At 63.3% G+C, this 14965-nt stretch carries 19 protein-coding genes; 6 read left to right on the top strand and 13 right to left on the bottom strand.

What is annotated here, in order from left to right; genetic code table 11:
* Positions 1–76: 76 nt before the first annotated feature.
* Entirely contained in the window at positions 77–1957 is a 1881-nt protein-coding gene (locus DOCECA_RS25565) for a TonB-dependent receptor domain-containing protein (protein ID WP_445571259.1), read from the top strand.
* Between the two features lie 137 nt (positions 1958–2094).
* Here DOCECA_RS25565 and DOCECA_RS25560 read toward each other — a convergent pair whose 3' ends face one another.
* The 12 genes from DOCECA_RS25560 to nrdR all read right to left on the bottom strand — a co-directional run bounded on the left by DOCECA_RS25560 (position 2095) and on the right by nrdR (position 10755).
* Positions 2095–2880 carry a cobalamin-binding protein gene (locus tag DOCECA_RS25560; RefSeq protein WP_434562080.1) on the bottom strand — a complete coding sequence of 262 codons (786 nt, stop codon included), beginning with the start codon at positions 2878–2880 and terminating at the stop codon, positions 2095–2097.
* Positions 2880–3299, bottom strand: coding sequence for an MFS transporter (locus DOCECA_RS25555; RefSeq protein ID WP_420767558.1), 420 nt, complete (start codon positions 3297–3299; stop codon positions 2880–2882). The genes DOCECA_RS25560 and DOCECA_RS25555 overlap by 1 nt, the downstream gene beginning before the upstream one ends.
* Positions 3296–3913 carry a GTP cyclohydrolase II gene (gene ribA / locus DOCECA_RS25550; protein ID WP_420767557.1) on the bottom strand — a complete coding sequence of 206 codons (618 nt, stop codon included), beginning with the start codon at positions 3911–3913 and terminating at the stop codon, positions 3296–3298. The genes DOCECA_RS25555 and ribA overlap by 4 nt, the downstream gene beginning before the upstream one ends.
* A 109-nt stretch (positions 3914–4022) precedes the next feature.
* On the bottom strand, positions 4023–4781 hold the full coding sequence (locus tag DOCECA_RS25545) for a substrate-binding periplasmic protein (RefSeq protein ID WP_420767556.1): 759 nt from the start codon (positions 4779–4781) through the stop codon (positions 4023–4025).
* Between the two features lie 11 nt (positions 4782–4792).
* Positions 4793–5296, bottom strand: a complete 504-nt coding sequence (locus DOCECA_RS25540) for a phosphatidylglycerophosphatase A family protein (RefSeq protein ID WP_420767555.1) — start codon at positions 5294–5296, stop codon at positions 4793–4795.
* Positions 5293–6258 carry a thiamine-phosphate kinase gene (gene thiL / locus DOCECA_RS25535; protein ID WP_445571258.1) on the bottom strand — a complete coding sequence of 322 codons (966 nt, stop codon included), beginning with the start codon at positions 6256–6258 and terminating at the stop codon, positions 5293–5295. Before thiL ends, DOCECA_RS25540 begins: the two co-directional genes overlap by 4 nt.
* A gap of 22 nt (positions 6259–6280) precedes the next feature.
* Positions 6281–6781: a transcription antitermination factor NusB gene (gene nusB, locus DOCECA_RS25530; RefSeq protein WP_039594265.1), complete on the bottom strand. Its 501-nt coding sequence runs from the start codon at positions 6779–6781 to the stop codon at positions 6281–6283.
* Complete coding sequence (gene ribH / locus DOCECA_RS25525) at positions 6778–7254, bottom strand: 6,7-dimethyl-8-ribityllumazine synthase (protein WP_039594266.1); 477 nt, start codon at positions 7252–7254, stop codon at positions 6778–6780. The genes nusB and ribH overlap by 4 nt, the downstream gene beginning before the upstream one ends.
* A gap of 89 nt (positions 7255–7343) precedes the next feature.
* Positions 7344–8435: a bifunctional 3,4-dihydroxy-2-butanone-4-phosphate synthase/GTP cyclohydrolase II gene (ribBA, locus tag DOCECA_RS25520; protein WP_420767553.1), complete on the bottom strand. Its 1092-nt coding sequence runs from the start codon at positions 8433–8435 to the stop codon at positions 7344–7346.
* A 16-nt stretch (positions 8436–8451) separates the two neighbouring features.
* Entirely contained in the window at positions 8452–9114 is a 663-nt protein-coding gene (locus DOCECA_RS25515) for a riboflavin synthase (RefSeq protein ID WP_445571257.1), read from the bottom strand.
* A gap of 46 nt (positions 9115–9160) precedes the next feature.
* Positions 9161–10294, bottom strand: a complete 1134-nt coding sequence (gene ribD, locus DOCECA_RS25510) for a bifunctional diaminohydroxyphosphoribosylaminopyrimidine deaminase/5-amino-6-(5-phosphoribosylamino)uracil reductase RibD (protein ID WP_445571256.1) — start codon at positions 10292–10294, stop codon at positions 9161–9163.
* Complete coding sequence (gene nrdR / locus DOCECA_RS25505; RefSeq protein WP_013694316.1) at positions 10291–10755, bottom strand: transcriptional regulator NrdR; 465 nt, start codon at positions 10753–10755, stop codon at positions 10291–10293. The genes ribD and nrdR overlap by 4 nt, the downstream gene beginning before the upstream one ends.
* A gap of 128 nt (positions 10756–10883) precedes the next feature.
* Here nrdR and DOCECA_RS25500 point away from each other — a divergent pair, with 128 nt between their 5' ends.
* From DOCECA_RS25500 to trxA, 3 genes are all read left to right on the top strand, one after another.
* The gene (locus tag DOCECA_RS25500; RefSeq protein ID WP_434675446.1) at positions 10884–11348 is read left to right on the top strand and encodes a YbaY family lipoprotein; all 465 of its coding nucleotides are present in this window, start codon (positions 10884–10886) and stop codon (positions 11346–11348) included.
* Complete coding sequence (locus DOCECA_RS25495) at positions 11345–12004, top strand: class I SAM-dependent methyltransferase (RefSeq protein WP_420767549.1); 660 nt, start codon at positions 11345–11347, stop codon at positions 12002–12004. Before DOCECA_RS25500 ends, DOCECA_RS25495 begins: the two co-directional genes overlap by 4 nt.
* A gap of 186 nt (positions 12005–12190) precedes the next feature.
* The gene (gene trxA, locus DOCECA_RS25490; protein ID WP_434609276.1) at positions 12191–13063 is read left to right on the top strand and encodes a thioredoxin; all 873 of its coding nucleotides are present in this window, start codon (positions 12191–12193) and stop codon (positions 13061–13063) included.
* On the opposite strand, the gene DOCECA_RS25485 is transcribed toward trxA, so the two are convergent.
* A complete protein-coding gene (locus DOCECA_RS25485) occupies positions 13057–13401 on the bottom strand; it encodes a hypothetical protein (RefSeq protein WP_445571255.1) in 345 nt (114 codons plus the stop codon). The genes trxA and DOCECA_RS25485 overlap by 7 nt on opposite strands.
* Before the next feature lie 120 nt (positions 13402–13521).
* Between DOCECA_RS25485 and DOCECA_RS25480 the strand changes: the two genes are divergently transcribed.
* Positions 13522–14118, top strand: a complete 597-nt coding sequence (locus DOCECA_RS25480; protein WP_445571254.1) for a DUF2796 domain-containing protein — start codon at positions 13522–13524, stop codon at positions 14116–14118.
* A 136-nt stretch (positions 14119–14254) separates the two neighbouring features.
* Entirely contained in the window at positions 14255–14965 is a 711-nt protein-coding gene (locus DOCECA_RS25475; protein ID WP_434562066.1) for an ABC transporter ATP-binding protein, read from the top strand.

The raw sequence follows: 14965 nt of genomic DNA, 5'->3' as shown, positions 1-14965 counted from the left end.
GACTGACCTACCGCTATCGCGAGCAGGCTCGCTCCCACATTGGTTTCTGTGTGGACCACGAAATCATGGAACACCAATGAAACGCCGCCTCGCCCTCGCCCTCGCCCTGCTCCCCACCCCCGACCTGCTGGCCAATACCTTCGAACGCGACCAAGCCCTCAAGCTGCCCGACATCCTCATCAGCGCCAACCGCCAGGTAGAGGCCCGCAACGACAGCAGCGCCGCCAACACGGTATTCACCCGTGACGACATCGACCGCCTGCAACCGGCCAGTGTCACCGACTTGCTCAGCCGCGTGCCGGGCGTGCAAGTGGCGCCATTGGGCGGGCGCGGCAGCCTGCCGGGGATTTACATCCGCGGCACCAAGTCGGCCCAGAGCCTGGTGTTGGTGGACGGCCAGCGCATCGGCAACGCCACCTCTGGCGACAGCAACCTGCAACGCCTGAATATCAACCAGATCGAGCGGGTAGAAGTGTTGCGTGGCTCGCGCTCGGTGATCTACGGCGCCGATGCGGTGGGCGGGGTGATCCAGATCTTCACACGGCGCGGCAACGATCAAGGGCTGCGACCACGCCTGCACCTGGGTATTGGCAGCCACCAGACCTGGGAGCGCAGCGTGGGCATGTCCGGAGGCGACGAGCAGACGCGTTTCAACCTCGGCGCCAGCCTGGACGAAACCGCAGGAAGCAATCGGACCCACGAGTCCTACGCCAGCGACCGAGACGCCGACGCCAACCGCAACCGGTCCTTCAGCCTGAGCTTGAGCTATGCCGCCAGCGACGATCTGGAGCTCGGCCTGAACCTGCTGGATAACCGTGGCAAAAGTGAATACGACAACCCGTTCGGCCGCTTCGACCCCAGCACCTTCGAGTCCTTGCCCCAGCAGCCGTACAGCGAGTTTGCGGTAAGCAGTTTCAGCAGTTACGCGGACGCTCGGATCAACGACGCCTGGACGTCCCGCCTCGAACTGAGCCACAGCGAGAACCGTGAGAAAACGTTCGACAAGCTCAGTGATGTTCGCGAAGTCTTCAACACCTACCGCGATTCGGTGAATTGGCAGAACGACGTGACACTGGACGAGCGCAACAGCCTGATCGTGGGCGGCGACTGGTATCAAGACCGGGTCAACAGCAGCACGCCGTTCGAGGAAGACAGCCGCTGGAACCGCGCGGCGTTTATCCAGCATCGCTACCAGGCCGAAACCTTCTCGACAGAGTTGGGCCTGCGCCGCGACCAGAACCAGCAATTTGGTGGCCAGAACAGTTGGAGCGGCACCTTCACCTTGCCAGTGAACTCGGACAACGACGTATTGCTGACCTACAGCGAAAGCTTTCGCGCCCCCACATTCAACGACTTGTATTACCCGGACTTCAGCAACCCAGACCTGAAACCCGAAACGGCCAAGAGCTACGAAGTGCAATGGCGCAGCCAACTTAGCGACAGCGCCCGCCTGGAGGCTTCGCTGTACCGCACGGACCTGGAGGACGCGATCATCTTCGGCAGCGGCTCACGCCCGCAGAACGTTGCGTCGGCGCGGATCAATGGTTTCGAAGCGGCCTTGCGGCAGGAATTGTTCGGTTGGCAGGGCAACCTGGGCCTGGCCTTCATCGACCCACGGGACCGTGACAGCGGCCACACCCTGGCCCGCCGCGCTCGTCGCACGTTGAGCCTGGACCTGGACCGACAATTCGATCGCCTGGGTTTCGGCGCCTCCTGGCAAGCGGTGAGCAGCAGCTATGACGACGAAAACAACCGCAATGCCCTGAGCGGCTATGCCCTGCTCGGGTTGCGCGGCAGTTGGGCGCTGAGCCGGGAAGTGAAGTTGGAGATGAAGGTGGATAACCTGTTGGACAAAGGTTACAGCCGGGCGCTGTATAGCCATGAGGGGTTGCAGCACGGGTATCGGGAGGAGGGTCGGGCGTGGTTGTTTGGGGTGACCTGGACCCCGGAATTTTGATCCAGAATCTGTTGTGCCTGGGCCGCCCCCATCGCGAGCAGGCTCGCTCCCACAATTTGATTCGATGTGAATCCAAAATCAGCGGCGCTACGAATCCTTGTGGGAGCGAGCTTGCTCGCGATTGAAGGCACCGCGGTCTACCGGTCGGGCGCAATCAACCCGCACAGCCGCGCTGTCGCCTCGATCATCTGCCCACTGGGCCGCTCCAGCCCTTTGTCATCCACCAGCAAAAGTCGCCCCTGCGCCACCGGCCAGGCTTTCCAGGCATCGAGCTGTGCCTGATCCGTGGCGAGGATCATCTGCGGCTGGCGCTGGAGTACCGATTCCACACTCACTTGCGGCGCCGGTACGCTCAGGTCGGCAAACACATTGCGCGCGCCGCATATCGCCAAGGCGTCACTGATGATCTGCCCACCGCCGACGGTATACAGCGGCCGGTCCCAGACCTGATAGAACACCGGCACAGGCCTCTCCCGTCGGTAGCGTTGGCGTAGCGCCTCCAGGCGCTGGCGCAGTTGCGCCGCTCGCTGCACGCCCCGCTCCGGGCGGCCGAGTTGGGTGGCTATATCTTGAATTTGCGTAATGAGTTGATCGAGATCGTGGGGCTCGGCGATGTAGATCGGGATGCCCAACGCCTTGAGCTGCTGGCGCTGGGCCGGGCCCACGCTGCCTGGCCAAAGCAGGAGCAGATCAGGCTTGAGGCTGAGCAGGCGTTCCATATCCAGTTGGCCGTAACGCCCAACGGAAGGCAGCTCTTTGAGGGCCGGCGGACGTTCACCACCGTCCAACACACCCACCAGCAGGTCAGCGGAGTCCAACTCAACGACTATTTCAGAAAGCGAGGGCGCCAGGCTGACAACGCGCGAAGCCGCCATCGTCGAGGCGCTGGCGGCCAGCAGGAGGACCGCCAGCCAGAGACGCATCAACCGAGCTGACGCGGGATGCGATACAGGTAGAACAGCACGGCGGTGGATAACGCCAACAGCATCAGCGGCACCGCTTCGAGGCCGACGAATACCGCCAACGCGCCAATCCAGGCCGGCAGGCCTGCCACCAGGAAAGCTGCGCGACGCCGGGCTGCCAGGGTGATCCAGGCCTCGGGTTCTTCAGGCGTATCGAGGGATTTTTGCGTGGCGATCAATGCATTTTTATAGCCGCCGAAAAACCGCAGGCTGACAAACATCGACGCCACGCCCGCGATGAACAGCGGCATCGCCAGCACCGGCAGGATCGCCTCGCCCTGACCAAATACCGTGTTGATCACAAATAATGGCAGCAAGGCCAGCGCCAGGTACTGCCACCAACTGACGGCCAGCCGCCGCCGAACCTGGCCGCGCGTCACGCCCGGTCGACCTCGCCCTGGTGCTCGTTGCCCATCATGTGGTCGAGTTTGCTGGCTTTGGTCGCCAGGTAGAGCTTGTTGTGAGGGTTGTGGCCGGTGTGCAGCGGCACGCGTTCAGCCACCGCGATGCCCATGTCGGTCAGTGCCTTGACCTTGCGCGGGTTGTTGGTCATCAACCGCAAGGCCTTGACGCCCAGGTGTTCCAGCATCGGCAGGCAGATGCTGTAATCGCGCAAATCGGCGGCGAAGCCGAGGCGCTCGTTGGCTTCCACGGTGTCGGCCCCGCCGTCTTGCAATTCATAGGCACGGATCTTGTTCAACAGGCCAATGCCGCGCCCTTCCTGGCGCAAATACAGCAGCACGCCGCGACCCTCACGGGCGATGGCTTGCAGCGCGGCTTCAAGCTGCGAGCCGCAATCACAGCGCTGGCTGAACAACGCATCGCCCGTCAGGCATTCGGAGTGCAGGCGACCGAGTACCGGAGCGCCGTCGGCGAAATCACCCAGGCTCAGCACGACGTGCTCGCGACCGGTGGCTTCATCGAGAAAACCATGCATGGTGAATTGAGCAAAAGGCGTTGGCAGCTTGGAAGCGGCAACAAAAACGACAGGCACCGGTGTGCTCCTGATCTAGTACTGGAGATTCGCAGAGGCGGGCATTGTAACAGCACGATCCGATGGGCGCTTAGGCTGAATTATCACGCATAACCATCGAAAAGTTTGATCACAACTTCGGTGGTTTGCCGTGCTCGTCGAAGGGATAGGGTTGATTCCAACGCTCGAAAATCGGTTTCAGCTCACCGCTCTTCACTAACACTTCCATGCGTCGGTCGAACAGCGCACGCAGCACGCGACCGTTTTCGTTGTCGGCGAAGCCCAGGTACAGCGGTAGATTGATCAGCGGCGACATTTTGAATTGCTGGGGATCGTCGGCCTTGGCGAGCACCTCCTCGATCTCCATGGAAGCATCGATATAAAAATCGGCACGGTCATGGGCCAGCATCGGCAGGATTCCCACGGCGCGATGAATTTCGTTGAAACGTCGTACGTTGGGCAGGTAGTTGTCGTACTCGTAGCCGCGCATCCACACCAGTCGATAGTTGCCGATGGTGGCTAACGTTGGGGACGGCTTGGAGGCCAGTCCGAGGGCATAGATATGATCAACATCGTAGTGCCACTTTGGGTAAAGCACTCCTGCGGACTCATTCCGATAGGCGCCGACCTGCACATCGACCTCGCCGCGCTGCACCAACCCGATCGAGCGCGTGTAGGGCACGCTACGGGTTTCCAGCTTGACGCCTTCGGGCTCGAATACCGCGCGCAAAAGCTCCCACCCCATGCCCTGCCCATCGGCCTGTGTGTAATCGGCCCACTCTTCACTGGCGGCGCGAATCTTGCCGGGCAGCGGCGCCGACTCGGCCACCCGAACGCCGAACAACGCTCCGATACACAGCAACAGCAAAAGTGCGCGGCTTACGCCCATGCCTCGTTCCCTCAGGTGAAACACCACACCAACCCTTGCATTGCAAGCCAGGCAAAAACGCCGGCCAACACGTCGTCAAGCATGATGCCGACACCCCCGTGTACCTTCCGGTCGATCCAGCGGATCGGCCATGGCTTGAGGATATCGAAGAAGCGGAACACCAGGAAACCGGCCAACAGCCATTGCCAACCTTCAGGCACCAGCCACAAGGTGATCCACATGCCGACCATTTCGTCCCAGACGATGCCTTCGTGGTCGTGTACCCGCAGGTCATCCGCCACTTTGCCGCACAGCCAGAAGCCGAACAGCATGGTGATGCCCAGCATCAGCCAGTAGCCCCAATCCGGCAACATCTGCCACAACGGTATAAAGGGTAGCGCAACCAGCGAGCCCCAGGTGCCCGGCGCCTTGGGCAAGGTACCCGAACCGAAGCCGAACGCCAGGAAATGCCAGGGATTGCGCCAGACCGAGGGCGGAACGAATTCGGCCGGTACCTGGTTGGGATGATCTGTCACGGTGTCTCCCCAAAATGTTGATAGCCCCGTGTTTGCGGGGTGATGTCGCGCCCGAGGTCGTCAACCAGCATGACGCCCTGCCCCTGCGTGACACTGCCGACCACATGGATCGGCCAGCCTTCGGCCAGAAGTGCCGACAATCGGACCGACGGCAGGGTGAACAGCAATACATAGTCGTCCCCGCCACTCAGGGCGGCGTGTTGCGCGCCTGACGGGCCGAGCAACGCCAGAAGTGCATTGGACAGCGGAAGCCGGTCACGTTCAACCGTCAACGCCACGCCGGACGCCAGCGCGATATGCCCACAGTCGGCCAGCAGGCCGTCGGAAATGTCCATCGCCGCGCTGGCCTTGCCCCGCAGTGCCAGGCCGAGGTCGATCTGCGGTCGCGGCGCCCAGTAATGGCCCAGCAATGGCTCGGCGACTGCAGGCTCAGCGCTGCGCTGGCCGAGGACCAGCGGCAACGCGCCGGCGGCATTGCCCAGCTCACCGCCGACACACAGCAGATCGCCGGGCTGCGCGCCGCCGCGGGTCAAGGCCTGGCTGGACGGGACGCGGCCGAACACGGTCAGGGTCAGGCTCAGGGGCCCCCGCGTGGTATCGCCGCCCACCAACGCCACGCCGCATGCCCGGGCCATCTGACTCAAACCATGGGCATAGGCTTGCAGCCAATCAGCGGCAATCATCGGCAAGGTCAGGGCAAGGGTAAAGGCGAAAGGGCTCGCGCCCATGGCGGCCAAGTCACTGACCGCCACGGCCAGCGAGCGCTGGCCGAGCAGGAACGGATCGCAAGGATCCGGGAAATGCACACCGGCGACCAGCGTGTCGGTGGAAACCGCCAGCTGTTCCCCGGGAGGGACGGCCAGCAAGGCGCAGTCGTCGCCGATCCCCAGCGCAACGCCCTCGCCGCCCTGCGCGCATGGCGCAGCGGCGAAGTAGTTACGGATCAGCTCGAATTCACCCATAGTCAGTCGTCACAAACGCCAATCAGCGCTTGAACGCCTTCACTTCGGCTTCACGCAGGCGCGGGGCGAGCTTGTCGAGCACACCGTTGACGAACTTGTGGCCGTCGGTGGAACCGAAGACTTTCGCCAGCTCGATCCCTTCGTTGATCACCACGCGGTACGGCACGTCGACGCGCTGCATCAGCTCCCAGGTGGACAAGCGCAACACCGCGAGCTCGACTGGGTCCAGCTCATCGATGGTCAGGTCCAGGCAAGGTGCCAGGGCGTTGTCGATTTCAGTCTTGTGGGCGGGGACGCCGTGCAGGATCTCGCGAAAGTACGCACCATCGACATCACTGAAATCGTTATCGACGCGAAACTGCGCTTCGATCTCGTTCAGCGATTGCTTGGCCATGTGCCACTGATACAGGGCCTGGGTCGCGAGCTGACGGGCTTCGCGGCGCTTGACGCTTTTCGAAGGCTTGCCGGCGTCCGCAGGCTTTGGATCGCGCGGGTTGAAACGATCGCTCTCGTCGCTAATCACTTGGCCTCCAACTGCGCCAGCAGGCTGACCATTTCCAGGGCGGACAAGGCAGCTTCGGCACCTTTGTTACCGGCCTTGGTGCCGGAACGTTCGATGGCTTGCTCGATGGAATCAACGGTCAGCACGCCGAAAGCGACCGGCACGCCGAACTCCATGGACACCTGGGCCAGGCCCTTGGTGCATTCGCCGGCCACGTATTCGAAGTGCGGAGTACCGCCACGAATGACCGCACCGAGGGCGATGATTGCCGCAAATTCGCCCTTTTGGGCGACTTTCTGCGCAACCAGCGGGATTTCGAAGGCGCCAGGCGCGCGGATGATGGTGATGTCGCCTTCGCTCACGCCATGGCGAACCAGCGCATCCACCGCGCCGTCGACCAGGCTTTCAACCACAAAGCTGTTGAAACGGCCGACTACCAGCGCGTAGCGGCCCTTGGGGGCGATGAAGGTACCTTCGATGGTCTTCAGGGTCATTCGTCAGATCTCTTAAAGAGCCGGAGCACGTTCGATACGCGCTCCTCAGTGATATTAGCCACGAATACAGGGGGGGAAATCCCGGGCCATTATTCGGAGGGCACGTATTCTACAACTTCCAGGTCGAAACCGGATATCGCATTAAATTTCATCGGCGCGCTCATCAGACGCATCTTGCGCACGCCCAGGTCGCGCAGGATCTGCGAACCGGCACCGACAATGCTGTAGGTGGTCGGTTTTTTCACCGGTTGCTGCTCGGTGGTCTCACGGATGTGGGCCAACAGCACGTCACCATCGAGTGGATGCCCGAGCAACAGCACCACGCCGCTGCCCGCCTCGGCCACGGCGGCCATGGCCGCGCGCAGGCTCCAGCGGCCCGGTTGCTTGACCATCAGCAGGTCGCGCAGAGGGTCCATGTTATGCACGCGGACCAGGGTCGGCTCTTCAGCACAAACAGTGCCCAGGGTCAGCGCCATGTGCACGTCGCCTTCCACCGAGTCGCGGTAGGTCACCAGGTTGAACTGGCCCAGTTCGCTGTCCAGCGGCTGCTCGGAAATCCGCTGAACGGTACGTTCGTGGATCATTCGGTAGTGAATCAGGTCGGCGATGGTGCCGATCTTGATGTTGTGCTCGGCGGCGAACGCTTCCAGCTCGGCGCGACGGGACATGGTGCCGTCGTCGTTCATCACTTCGCAGATGACGCCGGCGGGCTCGAAGCCGGCCATGCGCGCCAGGTCGCACGCCGCCTCGGTATGGCCGGCGCGGGCCAGGGTGCCGCCGGCCTGGGCCATCAACGGGAAGATGTGGCCGGGGCTGACGATGTCTTCGGCCTTGGCGTCGGCGGCCGCGGCCGCTTGTACGGTGCGCGCGCGGTCAGCGGCGGAGATACCGGTGGTCACGCCCTCGGCGGCCTCGATGGACACGGTGAACTTGGTGCCGAAGCCCGAGCCATTGCGCGGCGCCATCAGCGGCAGCTTCAGCAGCTCGCAGCGTTCGCGGGTCATCGGCATGCAGATCAGGCCGCGGGCGTGCTTGGCCATGAAGTTGATGTGTTCGGCCTTGCAGCATTCGGCGGCCATGATCAGGTCGCCTTCGTTCTCGCGGTCTTCGTCATCCATGAGGATGACCATCTTGCCTTGGCGGATGTCTTCAACCAGTTCTTCGATGCTATTGAGCGCCACGCGGCACCCCCTTGGGTCAGGATTTGAGATAGCCGTTAGCGGCCAGAAAGCTTTCAGTGATATTGCCGGCTGCTGGCTCCGCGGCCTTGTCGCCCAGCAGCAGACGCTCCAGATAGCGGGCCAGCAGGTCGACCTCCAGGTTGACCCGACGACCAGGCCGGTACGAGGCCATGATGGTTTCGCTCAGGGTATGGGGGATGATCGTCAGCATGAACTCAGCGCCGTCCACCGCGTTGACCGTCAGGCTGGTGCCATCGACGGTGATCGAGCCTTTATGGGCGATGTACTTGGCCAGCTCTTTCGGGGCCCGGATACGAAACTCCACGGCCCGGGCGTTATCGGTACGCGAGACCACTTCGCCGACACCGTCGACGTGGCCGCTGACCAGGTGCCCGCCGAGGCGCGTGATCGGCGTCAGGGCTTTTTCCAGGTTGACCGGGCTGCCACTCTTGAGATCGTTCATCGCGGTACAGTCGAGGGTTTCGCGGCTGACGTCAGCCAGGAAGCCATTGCCGGGCAGCTCGACGGCAGTCAGGCAGACGCCGTTAACGGCGATGCTGTCGCCCAACTTGACGTCGCTCAGGTCGAGCTTGCCGGTTTCGACATGCACCCGCACATCGCCGCCCTTGGGGGTGAGTGCGCGGATACTGCCGATGGATTCGATGATGCCGGTAAACATGGAGTCCTCCTCGAGAACGGGCCGCCGCTTGAGCGAAAGCCGGGAATTATACGCTGGCCGATGAAACGGGAACGGCGATGACTCGCCAGTCATCGCCCACGGCGCGGATTTCGGTGATTTTCAGCGGCGCGGCGTCCTTCATCTGCGCCAGCGGCCAGTCCAGCAGCGGTCGCGCCGAGGAGCCCAGAAACTTGCCGGCGATGAAAATCTGGAACTCGTCCACCAGGCCCTGACGGGCAAAGGCTCCCGCCAGGCGCGGGCCGGCTTCCACCAACACTTCGTTGACGCCTCGGGCCGCCAACTCCGCCAACAGGCGGCGCAGATCGACCTGACCGTCGTCACCCGCCACGATCATGCATTCGGGGCCGTTGGCGTACTGTTCTTCCACCGCCATGCAGGTAGCGACGAGCGCCGGGCCCGCCCTGAAAAACGGCGCATCCAGCGGCACTCGCAAGCGGCCGTCCACCAGCACCCGCAGCGGCGGACGGCTCATGGTCAGCGCGGTCTGCTCGGCGTCCAGCCCGAGCTCGTCGGCACGCACGGTCAGCCGGGCATTGTCCGCCAGCACCGTATCGGCGCCGGTCAGCACCACGCTGGCCTGGGCCCGCAGGCGTTGTACCGCCGAGCGCGCGGCGGGGCCGGTGATCCACTGGCTCTCGCCACTCTCCATGGCGGTGCGCCCATCAAGGCTCATGGCGAGCTTGACCCGCACGAACGGCAGGCCATGTTCCATGCGCTTGAGGAAACCTTCATTGAGCTTGCGCGCTTCGCCTTCCAGCACGCCGCTTTCTGTGGCGATGCCGGCCTGGGCCAGCCGCTGCAGGCCGCGCCCGGCGACTTCCGGGTTCGGGTCTTGCATCGCGGCCACCACCCGCGCCACCCCGGCGGTGACCAACGCATCGGCACAGGGCGGTGTGCGCCCATGGTGGCTGCACGGTTCGAGGGTCACGTAGGCCGTGGCGCCCCGGGCATTTTCACCGGCGGCGCGCAGGGCATGGACTTCGGCATGGGGTTCGCCAGCGCGGATGTGCCAGCCTTCGCCGACGACTTCGCCGTCCCGCACGATCACGCAACCCACCCGTGGGTTGGGATGGGTCGTGTAGTGACCGCGTCGCGCCAATTCCAGGGCGCGGGCCATGTAATGGGCGTCGAGGACGGCTTGTTGCGCCGGGCTGGTCATTCTTTCACCGGCTCGCGGGCCAGGCGGTCGATTTCCTCGCGGAACTCATTGAGGTCCTGGAAACGCCGGTACACCGAGGCGAAACGGATGTAGGCCACTTCATCGAGCTTCTGCAGCTCGGCCATCACCAGCTCGCCGACCACCAGGGATTTGACCTCGCGCTCGCCGGTCGCCCGCAGCTTGTGCTTGATGTGCACCAGCGCGGCTTCCAGGCGTTCGACGCTTACCGGGCGTTTTTCCAGGGCGCGCTGCATGCCGGCGCGCAGTTTTTCTTCATCGAACGGCTGGCGACTGCCGTCGGTCTTGATCAGGCGCGGCAACACCAGTTCAGCGGTCTCGAACGTCGTAAAACGTTCGCCGCAGGCCAGGCATTCGCGGCGGCGGCGGACCTGTTCGCCCTCGGCGACCAGTCGCGAGTCGATGACTTTGGTGTCGTTGGCACCGCAGAAGGGACAGTGCATGGTGGGCAGGCAACAAAAAAAGGGAGGGCCATGGTAGCGCATCCCACTGGCAAGACAAGCCATAGGGTTTACGGTATACAGACGGGCTTAACGCCAGATCCATCGAATTCACCTTGCTGGAGCTACCCATGCCGCTACGACCCATTGTTCTGCTCAGTCTCTTCAGCCTGCTGATGGCGTGCAGCAGCGACGCCCCGAAACCCGCCGCGCCAGCCCCGGCGCCCGCGCCTAAACAGGCTCAGGAAAAGGCCCGCCAAGCCACCGAGCTTGGGCCGCTGCCGGCGCATCAGCGAGAACTGAGCGGTACCTTGCAAGGCGTGCCGGCAGGGGCCGAGGTGGAACTGGCGCTGCTGGTGATCGATGACAAGGATCGCCCGCAGCAACTGCTCGCCAGTTCCAGCCTGATCGGCACCAACCAGGCACTGCCCTTCCGCCTGCGCTTCAACCCCGAAGCCTTCCCCGTTGGCGCCCGCGTGGAACTGCGCGGCCGGGCCAGCCAGTCGGGCCAGTTGATCCTGCACCTGCCGGAGCAACGCATCAGCCAACCGACCACCCAGGCGCTGGGCGTCCTGCAATTCGTCAAAGCGCCATGAGGCCACCGCAGGACCTGCAACAAGCGCTGGACGAGTTACTTGGCGATGCACGTTTGGTGGCCTGTGCGCTGCCGGACACAGACTTGAAGCTGTGGTTGATCGACGGCGACAACATGGACCGAGCCTTCAGCCCGGAAGAAACCCGGCGCATCCTCCACGAGCCGCCGTATTGGAGCTTCTGCTGGGCCAGCGGCCTGGCGATGGCGCGCTATCTGGCCGAACAGCCACAATGGGTCGAGGGCAAGCGAGTGCTGGATTTCGGTGCCGGCTCCGGCGTGGCGGGCATTGCGGCGGTCAAGGCCGGGGCGCTGGAAGTGGTGGCCTGCGACCTGGATCCGCTGGCGCTTGCCGCGTGCCAGGCCAATGCAGTGCTTAACGGCGTGACGTTGGGTTATTCGACGGATTTTTTCGCCGAGGCTGATCGCTTCGATCTGATCCTCGTCGCCGACGTGCTCTACGACCGGGCGAACCTGCCGCTGCTGGACCAGTTCCTCAGCCGTGGCCGCGAGGCACTGGTGGCGGATTCCCGGGTGCGGGACTTCCAGCATCCGCTGTACCGACGCATCGAAATGCTCGAGGCCATGACCTTGCCGGACCTGGCTGAGCCGGAGGAGTTTCGGCATGTGAGCCTGTACCACGCGCGGCGCCTGTCTTAAAGCATCGCGAGCAGGCTCGCTCCCACATAGAACTTTGTTCAGTTCATGAAAAATGCAGGCAGCATAAAACACGGTGGGAGCGAGCCTGCTCGCGATAGCGGTCTATCAGGCGCCGCAAGCCCCCGCTTTCAGCCACCCCCACCAAGCCGTATAGTTGCCCCATTCAAGCGTTCTACGAGATTCCCCATGACCCAGGACACGTCTTACATCTTCGACGCCACCACGGCCGATTTCGACCAGTCGGTGATCGCCAACTCTTTTCAAAAACCGGTGCTGGTGGATTTCTGGGCCGAGTGGTGTGCGCCCTGCAAGGCACTGATGCCCATGTTGCAAGGTATCGCCGAGAGCTATCGGGGCGAACTGCTGCTGGCCAAGGTCAACTGCGACGTCGAGCAAGACATCGTCGCCCGCTTCGGCATTCGCAGCCTGCCGACCGTGGTGCTGTTCAAGGACGGCCAGCCGGTGGACGGCTTCGCCGGGGCTCAACCGGAATCGGCGGTGCGGGCAATGCTCGAACCCCATGTGCAGATGCCGCCTCCAGCCGCAGCCGACCCTTTCGAACAGGCCCAGGCGCTGTTCGATGAGGGCCGCTTCGCCGATGCCGAAGCCGTGCTCACCGTGTTGCTGGGCGAAGACAACACCAACGCCAAGGCGCTGATCCTTTACGCACGTTGCCTGACCGAGCGCGGCGAGCTGGGCGAGGCACAAACAGTGCTCGACGCCGTGAAAAGCGATGAACACAAGGCCGCACTGGCTGGCGCCAAGGCGCAGATCCAGTTTCTCGGCCTGGCCAAGGATCTGCCGGACGCCGCCGACCTCAAGGCGCGGCTGGCGAAAGATCCTCAGGACGACGAGGCGGTGTATCAACTGGCGATCCAGCAACTGGCGCGCCAGCAGTACGAGCCAGCGCTCGAGGCGCTGCTCAAGTTGTTCATCCGCAATCGCAGCTACAGCGAAGGCCTGCCCCATAAGACGTTGCTGCAAGTGTTCGAACTGCTGGGCAACGATCACCCGCTGGTGACGACCTACCGTCGCAAGCTGTTCGCAGCGCTTTACTGACCGATCCAGCTGTAGAGCGGCGTATCCCCGCCGCTCAGCACCTTGACCTCGGCGCTGTGGCGCAGGCGCACCAGCAAGCGCTTGCCTGACGAGGCGCTGCCGGTCAGGCCCTCAAGCTGTTCGAGCAAGTCCGGGCCGCTCAGTTGCCCGGCCTTGCGCAACAACTCCCGGGCGATCTGCCACTGGGCGTCATCCTGATTCGTCGACTTGGCGGGCGCCGCCGCGCCTTCGGACTTGGCCACTTGCAACCGCGCGCCGAGCTGCGCCCAGTCGCCTTCATCCATCTCTATCGTCAAGTCCACCGGCCAATCACCGACCGTCCCGCGTATCCGCAACATCAGCGTGCTCCTGAAGATTTCATCTGCCCATGCTCCCATGGGCCTTGCGCGACGCCAAGCAGATGGTCAAACTCCTCGCACTATCGTTATAAGATTACATAACCTTTCTGGAGATTCGTCATGCGTCGTTTGCTTCTTGCCCTGCCATTCGCCCTGCTGCCATTGGCTGTCGCTCACGCGGCGGTGGAGCATGACCACGATCATGAGCATGAACACGAGCACGGCAGCCTGGGCGCCCATGAGCACGGCGTCGCCCGGTTGAATGCGGCCCTGGATGGCCAGACCCTGGAATTGGAATTGGAAAGCCCGGCGATGAACCTGGTGGGCTTCGAACACGCCGCCAGCAGCGATGCCGACAAAGCCAAGGTCGCCGCCGTGCGGGCGCAGCTGGATAAACCCCTGGCGTTGTTCAACCTGCCGGCCGCAGCCAAGTGCACCGTGGCCCAGCAGGAATTGGAAAGCCCGTTGTTCGGTGATGAGCCGGACCACGAAGACCACGACGAAGAGGCAGATGGCGACGAGCACCATGGCGAACACAGCGAGATCCATGCCGACTATCAATTCACTTGCACGGCCCCTGGCGCCTTGAAGAACCTGGATCTGGCGACACTGTTCAAAACCTTCCCGGCCACGCAGAAAATTCAGGTACAACTGATCAGCCCGAGCGGCCAGCAAGGCGTGGAAGTGACGGCCAAGGCGCCAGCGTTGAAATTCTGATTCACCGCAAAAACCATGTGGGAGCGAGCCTGCTCGCGAAGGCGCCGGCACATCCAAACCGATGTTGACTGACTCACCGCATTCGCGAGCAGGCTCGCTCCCACAGGAATTCCCGTTAACCTGAAAAACCGGCGATATGACCCAAGCACTCATCGAACTGTCCGACCTGGGCTTCAGCTGGCCCGGGCATCCGCCACTGCTGGACATCCCGGCGTTTCGCCTGGATGCCGGCGAAACCTTGTTCCTCAAGGGGCCGAGCGGCAGCGGCAAGACCACCTTGCTGGGGCTGTTGGGCGGTGTGCAAACGCCGGATCGCGGCAGCATCCGCCTGCTTGGCCAGGAGCTCACCGAATTGGGCGCGGGCAGCCGCGACCGCTTTCGCGTGGACCACACCGGCTACATCTTCCAGCAGTTCAACCTGCTGCCGTTTCTCTCGGTGCGCGAGAACGTCGAACTGCCTTGCCATTTCTCGAAATTGCGCGCGCAACGGGCCATCCAGCGCCACGGGAGTGTCGATCAAGCCGCCGCCACATTGTTGGCCCACCTGGGGCTGAACGATACGAACCTGCTGGAGCGCCGGGCCGACTCGCTGTCCATCGGCCAACAACAACGGGTCGCCGCCGCTCGGGCCTTGATCGGCCAACCGGAACTGGTGATCGCCGACGAACCGACCTCAGCCCTGGACTACGACGCCCGGGAAAACTTCCTGCGTCTGCTGTTCGCCGAATGCCGCGAAGCCGGGTCGAGCCTGTTGTTCGTCAGTCACGACCAGAGCCTGGCGCCGCTGTTCGACCGTCACCTCTCGCTGGCCGATCTGAATCGCGCCGCCAAGCCACTCGAGGTCTGA

Source organism: Pseudomonas sp. E102 (assembly GCF_052660185.1).
Note: the sequence above shows the minus strand (reverse complement) of the source record. Positions and strands in the feature narration are given on the sequence as shown.

What these genes read in the sequence shown, in the direction of transcription:
- DOCECA_RS25565 (WP_445571259.1), top strand. Translation starts at nt 77, where the DNA reads ATGAAACGCCGCCTCGCCCTCGCCCTCGCCCTGCTCCCCACCCCCGAC.
- DOCECA_RS25545 (WP_420767556.1), bottom strand. Translation starts at nt 4,781, where the DNA reads ATGGGCGTAAGCCGCGCACTTTTGCTGTTGCTGTGTATCGGAGCGTTG.
- DOCECA_RS25500 (WP_434675446.1), top strand. Translation starts at nt 10,884, where the DNA reads ATGCCGCTACGACCCATTGTTCTGCTCAGTCTCTTCAGCCTGCTGATG.
- ribD (WP_445571256.1), bottom strand. Translation starts at nt 10,294, where the DNA reads ATGACCAGCCCGGCGCAACAAGCCGTCCTCGACGCCCATTACATGGCC.
- DOCECA_RS25515 (WP_445571257.1), bottom strand. Translation starts at nt 9,114, where the DNA reads ATGTTTACCGGCATCATCGAATCCATCGGCAGTATCCGCGCACTCACC.
- DOCECA_RS25480 (WP_445571254.1), top strand. Translation starts at nt 13,522, where the DNA reads ATGCGTCGTTTGCTTCTTGCCCTGCCATTCGCCCTGCTGCCATTGGCT.
- nrdR (WP_013694316.1), bottom strand. Translation starts at nt 10,755, where the DNA reads ATGCACTGTCCCTTCTGCGGTGCCAACGACACCAAAGTCATCGACTCG.
- DOCECA_RS25560 (WP_434562080.1), bottom strand. Translation starts at nt 2,880, where the DNA reads ATGCGTCTCTGGCTGGCGGTCCTCCTGCTGGCCGCCAGCGCCTCGACG.
- ribH (WP_039594266.1), bottom strand. Translation starts at nt 7,254, where the DNA reads ATGACCCTGAAGACCATCGAAGGTACCTTCATCGCCCCCAAGGGCCGC.
- trxA (WP_434609276.1), top strand. Translation starts at nt 12,191, where the DNA reads ATGACCCAGGACACGTCTTACATCTTCGACGCCACCACGGCCGATTTC.
- DOCECA_RS25495 (WP_420767549.1), top strand. Translation starts at nt 11,345, where the DNA reads ATGAGGCCACCGCAGGACCTGCAACAAGCGCTGGACGAGTTACTTGGC.
- thiL (WP_445571258.1), bottom strand. Translation starts at nt 6,258, where the DNA reads ATGGGTGAATTCGAGCTGATCCGTAACTACTTCGCCGCTGCGCCATGC.
- DOCECA_RS25485 (WP_445571255.1), bottom strand. Translation starts at nt 13,401, where the DNA reads ATGTTGCGGATACGCGGGACGGTCGGTGATTGGCCGGTGGACTTGACG.
- DOCECA_RS25475 (WP_434562066.1), top strand. Translation starts at nt 14,255, where the DNA reads ATGACCCAAGCACTCATCGAACTGTCCGACCTGGGCTTCAGCTGGCCC.